This is a genomic window from Lysinibacillus mangiferihumi (genome assembly GCF_003049665.1).
GTDB lineage: Bacteria > Bacillota > Bacilli > Bacillales_A > Planococcaceae > Lysinibacillus > Lysinibacillus mangiferihumi.
In genome coordinates this window covers 1-5,816 of sequence record NZ_PYWM01000070.1, presented here as the reverse complement: position 1 = coordinate 5,816, position 5,816 = coordinate 1, and the positions used below count along the sequence as shown (strand labels likewise).

Genomic DNA, 5,816 nt, shown 5'->3' with positions numbered 1-5,816 from the left:
TGAAAATCGTGGTATTCTTAGCCATGAGAGATTCCTCCTCGTAATTGTTTGTGTGGTAACTTACATTTTACATGGAATCTCTCTTTTTTATTAGGCTTTAATGGTAAAAACTGGTTAATCAACAGACTTGTTGATAAATGAGATAATGAAAGATGTAGAAGGTTAATTTTAAAGGAGGATAAAGTATGTTAAAAAAAATGATAATTATAGTATGTTTAACTTCAATAATTGTTAGTGGATGTGCTGGTTTAGCAGATTATGATATTGATTTACCTGGTAATTACTCTATTTTAAGGACATCTGCAGATGAAATTACTATTGCACCTAAAACTGAAATAGGATGGGGACCTAATGTTATTCCAGCTAGAGTAGTTGCTGCAGGGTGGAATGAAAAATATATTATTGCAAAACAAAAAGTTTTAGAATCAGAAAATGAATTTTATTTTTGGATTTTAAATATTGAAACTGGAGTATCAGAGGGGCCTTTTAATAAAAATGATTTCCAGAAAAAAAGGGAAGAATATGAAATATCAAAAGATGTAGAATTAACTAATGTGGAAGATTTCAAAAAGAATAAATAACATTTTATAGTAGAATATGGTATATTGTTAAAAAGGAAGGAAATGTTATTTTTAATCAATATACCAAATCAGCAACATTTCTTGGCTTACTGAGTATTTTAGTTTTTCCAAAGTTAACATTAGCTGCAGAATTAAGTGAGGAAGAAGCACAAAATGTTTTTGAAGATTTACAAAAACAACAATCAAATAGTTCCCCTGAACAACCTGTTTTAAGTGATGATAATACTATTGCTACTATGGCTTTAAAATCTAAAACTTGGTATAGAACTGAATTTAAAGCTATGGCTGTAGCTGCTGGGACAATTAAACTCCCTACTGCAGGAAATTATTTGAACCATTCTTTACAAGATAAACCATCACATCGCCTTAATAATGTTGGTTCATCACATGCAAATGCTCTTAGTTTAACAAAAATGTACACTACAATTTCACAACCAATGGCTGAAGCCATTAAAAAGGCAAATTCTAAGGGAGAAAAATCAGTTGGTTATCAAAGTAGTATTGCTACTACTGTGGGTAATGTCGGATTAGATTTTTATTTAACATACGGAAAAGTAACTTAGAGTTGGGCAGCTGTTAAAGAAAAAAATGGTAACTGGTCAGTGAATATTGCAATATATGATAAATACAACTACGAAAAAATAGAAAAAGCAGACATAAGTACAGGTTTCGTGCAAAAGTATATAGATCTTGCTAATAATCATGCTGCAGATGCACAATCAGCTGGAGCAATTGTAGCGTATAATATTACTAATATGTTTAATCAAACCTATAAACCTTAAGTAAAATATGAACTGCACCCCAATTGTTAGACAAAATCTAACAAATTGGAGGTGCAGTTTTTCTATGGACATTGTTTTTACCTCTTTTTATACCAGATGAATTGTTTTTACTTTTATCATTTATTCTTAATTATAAAAGGTGAATAAATGATTTTTTTTTCAATATATATTCACCATTAGCAATATGCCTTTTGTTCAACATTAGATTCAAAGCCTATTAAGAAAATATTCATTTTGCATAGACAGCACCCCTTCTGATTTACTGTTTTTCTAAATAGCGATAAATCGTCGTGCGAGATACACCCCATTTTTCCGCAACATCTTTAATCGGTGTCCCACTTTCAATTAAAGCTTTCATCATTTCAATATCTTTTGGTCCATACTTCTCTGGGCGCCCACCAAGTCGCCCACGAGCTTTTGCAGCTGCTCGTCCAGCAGCCGAGCGTTCTTCAATAAGATTACGTTCAAATTCCGCAAACGCTGCGAACAAATGAAACATTAATTGTCCTGTTGCATTACTTTTGTCCATTGTTAGATTTTCTTGAAGACTATGAAAGCCTACTCCACGTTCATTTAAATTGTTCACAATTTGAATCAAGTCTTGCATGTTGCGTCCTAACCGGTCCAATCGCCAAACGACAATTGTATCGCCTTCACGTACATACTGAAGTGCTTCCTCTAAACCTGGTCTTTGTTTTTTTGCTCCACTCATTTTATCGTGAAAAATTTTTGTACAGCCATGTTGCGTTAACGCATCTGTTTGTAAATCCAAATTTTGCAATCCTGTCGACACACGCGCATATCCAATTAACACCAATTATCACTCTTTCTCATTTTTACTCTGATTTAATTGTAACATAAGATGAAAACGAGTAGGTTATTGAACATAGAATATTGAACAGGGTTTTATTACATACAAGACATTATAAAACTCCCTTTTCTAATCCAAAGTTAGCGTGTTCAGAAAAGGACGAGTTTTGGAACAGAGGTTGATATACAGGATTATTCTTGTTCCGCAATCGGGCCATATTATTGAATAATATTCTTTTATGAAAGGTCCCCAAACGACGCGCTCTAGATGCATTTTTTCTTCAACTTAATGAAGCAGTTTAGTTGAAAGTGGTTAGATTGCAATTATCGTAAAATAGTTTATTATAAGGAGACGTTTTGATTAAAGGATGTGCAAATATGTTGAATTTTGAAGAATTAGTTTACCCAGCATTTATACAACAGAATGATGAAGAAAGATATGATGTTTATTTCCCCACGCTTTTTCCTGAGAGCGGGTGGGATTTTCCTTTGTGCTGGGGAGAAACCAAAATTATTGCGATAAAAAATGCAGAAAAGGATTTAGCTTACTCTTTAGCGGGATTCTTATATGATAATGAAGAACTTCCTAAACCTATTCCAATTCAAAGCAACGACCTTTCTCAAGGAATGGAATTAGTCGATGTGAAGACGTCGTTTGAACCGTATGCCGAAGAAATACAGGAACATTTAAAACACAGACATTGGCATATTCACTATTACGCTGAAGAATATGAAGAGGAAATCGAGGCCATAGGTTATAAGAATGACCAGGGAAAGTGGGATATCCAATTTGGAGATTATTCGGAGGAGGAGGAAATTCTTTTCTTTGATTCCTCACACAGAAGAAATCCCGAGTGGCCGTTTAATATGATACTGTTTTCAGTACATACACGGTCTGAAGCACAGGAGAAATTTAATCAATTTGTTGAAAAAGTAGTTATAAAATATCGTACTTCCAATGAGTGGTTAGAGAGGAAAAAAGATCGGCTGAAGTTTGAAAAAAAAAATAATAAAATTATGTTCAAATCAATTAATGAATTAGTAAAAATGGGGCATATTTCTGCAATGGAAGCAGCAATATTAAAAAAAGAAGTAACAGATCCAGATTTCAGTTTCTTTTAATTTACCGAACCAGAGGCTTCATTGTTTTCCCCTTTATTAAACTAATGGGTGCTTTAGTGTCATAAGTAAAAAGAAGTAATCACTATCTCGCTATTCAACAAACGGGCGCTTTTCTGGAGGAACGATAAAAGCCCAATTTCTCAATTTTAATGCGAGAAACTGGGCTTTTTTATATTTGCTTATATTGCAAAATAACGCTTATAACAAGGGCAAATTGCCAATTAACTAACTTCATCTATAATTCTCACCAATTTGGTTAATAAAGTGTATCAAGTTACAATCTGTGATGCCCTCCATTACACTTCATTTAAAACAGAGATAACGTTTGTTGTTCCAATTCCTCAGTTTCATTCCTTCTATCTTCCTCATGGTAAGGATTCACATAGAAAATACAATCCACTATGTTTGATGATTCATCCCTAATTAAATTTCCTTTATCCACTTGTTTCTTCAAAGCCAGTAATACATCAAAATATATGAACGGCCTGTGAATTGTGCCTACAGACAGACATTTATCAAACCCAAAATCATTGGCCATAATACGGCTAATCGCTACGGCACTATGTAGACCGTTCAATACATGTGAATAGGCTACTTCATCGAAGGTAGCATGATAGCCGAACTGTGCTTTTACTGACTCAATTAGTTAGCGTCTCTCACCCGTTGCTCTTGTGACAATTTTTCTATACGTTCATTTTCCTGTTGTTGTCTTTTAAATTCAGTTTCTTGTTGAGCCTTTCTGCCAGCTTCTAAAGTAGCCTCAATTCTCTTCTTCTTTTAAGTAGTTCTTCAATTCGTCTTCTTTCTGCCTTACGTTTTTCGAGTTCAACCTCACGCTGAATTTTACGTTTTTCTTCCTCTAATGCTTCCATTTGTTTTTCAAAATATTTATTCAATCGATTAATTTGTGGGTCTAAAAACGGAAGATTTAATTCAATATGCTTTTTAATGCTTTCAGAAACTACTGTTTTATCAGGGATTCTCTCATAGTATTCGTGGTAGTACTCATTATTCTTTGTTTTCCACAAGAGTTCATCTAGTTCATAATCAATGTCATCTAATTCTTTTATTATTCCATTTACGTCTTTCACTTCTATATTTAAAAATATGCTTAAATGATCCTTACCATATTGAAGTTTTTTATGCGTTTTCTGATGTTCTACTGTAAACATATACCGCAGCCTTCGATTACAAGAACAACGACCAATATAATTCCCTGGGCCAAAATCATCATAAATCAGTTATATCTAGCTGAAAAACGCTGTGAACTCAACTATGTAGAATACGCCTATTTTAAGATGCCTTTTTTAATTATTTGATAGCATAAAAAATTCCTTTTCTAAACCAATGCCTTCCCAAAAGTTAAGTGCTAAGTCATTTTCTAAATCTACATAAACATTTACTATAGAAGTATCGTGTTCGTCGTTAAACCAATTCACTAAATCATCTACTAGACGTTTAGCAACCTTCTGTCTTCTATATTCTGGTACTACATAAACTTCGTCTATTTGACCATAATTCATATCGTATATAAAATCCTTTTTAATCGAAGCCATTCCAAAACCAATCATTTCATTGTTGTCATTAGTTGCTATATAAACGGCTCCATATTCTGATTGAATATAATGTTCTAGCTGTTCTTCAATACCCTTTCTTTCACTTTCCTCTAATGCACAATCTGCCGTTTCTATGGCATTTTCATTCCATAGTTCCAGAATTTCATTTAGCAATTTCTGATTTACTACATCCTCGGTTAATAATTGAATATATATGCTCATTTCTTTCATCTCCTATAACAATTGATGATTAAATTATATCGCAATTGAAGATCTTATTGGAAAAATAAACCTTTTCAAAAAAAGAAAAGGTAAAATCATTATGCAAGATTTTATACACGCTGCAGCTGGTGATCTATCCAGTCTATTACATTTCTCTCATTATCCTCAAGTGTTATATATACTGATTTAAGTGCTGTTATTTTTTCATCTCTCATGAAACGTTCATACACAGTCTTTCTACTACGTTTCATTTCGTTCTCTAAATAATTCCGTTGTTCTGCAGTTAGTACCGATAATCGTTTCTCTCTTCATCTGCTGAAAGCCTTTCATACATATACATCCCCTACTTTCTCTAGCTTAAAAATGGAACGAATAACTGTGACTATGTAAAACCAGTTCTGGTTAATCCACATTATTACTTCTTTTGTATATATTACTTACATTATAACAAATAAAAATTATGCTTTATTCTGTTCGTTTAAGATTGAGAATCTATATTTTTTGTATGTTTTATAAGAAAAGGTAGGCATTATTTATAACTTAAGATTTTCATTCTTTCCTTGATAGAAAGAAAAACATAACCAACTTCAACATCATCATCGATGAGGAAAGTATAACCTAGATTATTCATCAACATATACAAAATCCCACGGAAAAGCTTATTTGTCAGCTTTTCTGTGGGATTCTCTTTTTCACTTAAAAGATGAAAAAAGAATCCATTTCTGTTAAGGTTATTGCGACTA

Annotated in this window: 8 protein-coding genes; 4 read left to right on the top strand and 4 right to left on the bottom strand. The window is 32.8% G+C overall.

Going from position 1 to position 5,816, the window contains the following annotated elements; genetic code table 11:
* Positions 1-185: 185 nt before the first annotated feature.
* From C9J37_RS27065 to C9J37_RS27055, 3 genes are all read left to right on the top strand, one after another.
* Positions 186-581, top strand: a complete 396-nt coding sequence (locus C9J37_RS27065) for a DUF3997 domain-containing protein (RefSeq protein WP_107897875.1) — start codon at positions 186-188, stop codon at positions 579-581.
* A 236-nt stretch (positions 582-817) separates the two neighbouring features.
* Complete coding sequence (locus tag C9J37_RS27060) at positions 818-1,144, top strand: hypothetical protein (RefSeq protein ID WP_107897874.1); 327 nt, start codon at positions 818-820, stop codon at positions 1,142-1,144.
* A 39-nt stretch (positions 1,145-1,183) separates the two neighbouring features.
* Positions 1,184-1,363, top strand: coding sequence for a hypothetical protein (locus C9J37_RS27055; RefSeq protein ID WP_107897873.1), 180 nt, complete (start codon positions 1,184-1,186; stop codon positions 1,361-1,363).
* Between the two features lie 259 nt (positions 1,364-1,622).
* Here the strand turns inward: C9J37_RS27055 and C9J37_RS27050 are convergent, their stop codons facing one another.
* Entirely contained in the window at positions 1,623-2,177 is a 555-nt protein-coding gene (locus C9J37_RS27050) for a recombinase family protein (protein WP_107896508.1), read from the bottom strand.
* A 377-nt stretch (positions 2,178-2,554) separates the two neighbouring features.
* On the opposite strand from C9J37_RS27050, the gene C9J37_RS27045 reads away from it, so the two are divergent.
* Positions 2,555-3,295: a type II toxin-antitoxin system HicB family antitoxin gene (locus C9J37_RS27045; protein ID WP_235617279.1), complete on the top strand. Its 741-nt coding sequence runs from the start codon at positions 2,555-2,557 to the stop codon at positions 3,293-3,295.
* A 749-nt stretch (positions 3,296-4,044) separates the two neighbouring features.
* Here the strand turns inward: C9J37_RS27045 and C9J37_RS29310 are convergent.
* From C9J37_RS29310 to C9J37_RS29305, 3 genes are all read right to left on the bottom strand, one after another.
* Positions 4,045-4,467 carry a hypothetical protein gene (locus C9J37_RS29310; RefSeq protein ID WP_235617278.1) on the bottom strand — a complete coding sequence of 141 codons (423 nt, stop codon included), beginning with the start codon at positions 4,465-4,467 and terminating at the stop codon, positions 4,045-4,047.
* Between the two features lie 135 nt (positions 4,468-4,602).
* Positions 4,603-5,073 (bottom strand): GNAT family N-acetyltransferase, encoded by a 471-nt coding sequence (locus C9J37_RS27035; protein WP_107897871.1) that lies wholly within the window; start codon positions 5,071-5,073, stop codon positions 4,603-4,605.
* Positions 5,074-5,602: 529 nt separating this feature from the next.
* Positions 5,603-5,816 (bottom strand): hypothetical protein (locus C9J37_RS29305; RefSeq protein ID WP_235617277.1); only part of this gene is annotated, 214 nt, incomplete at its 5' end.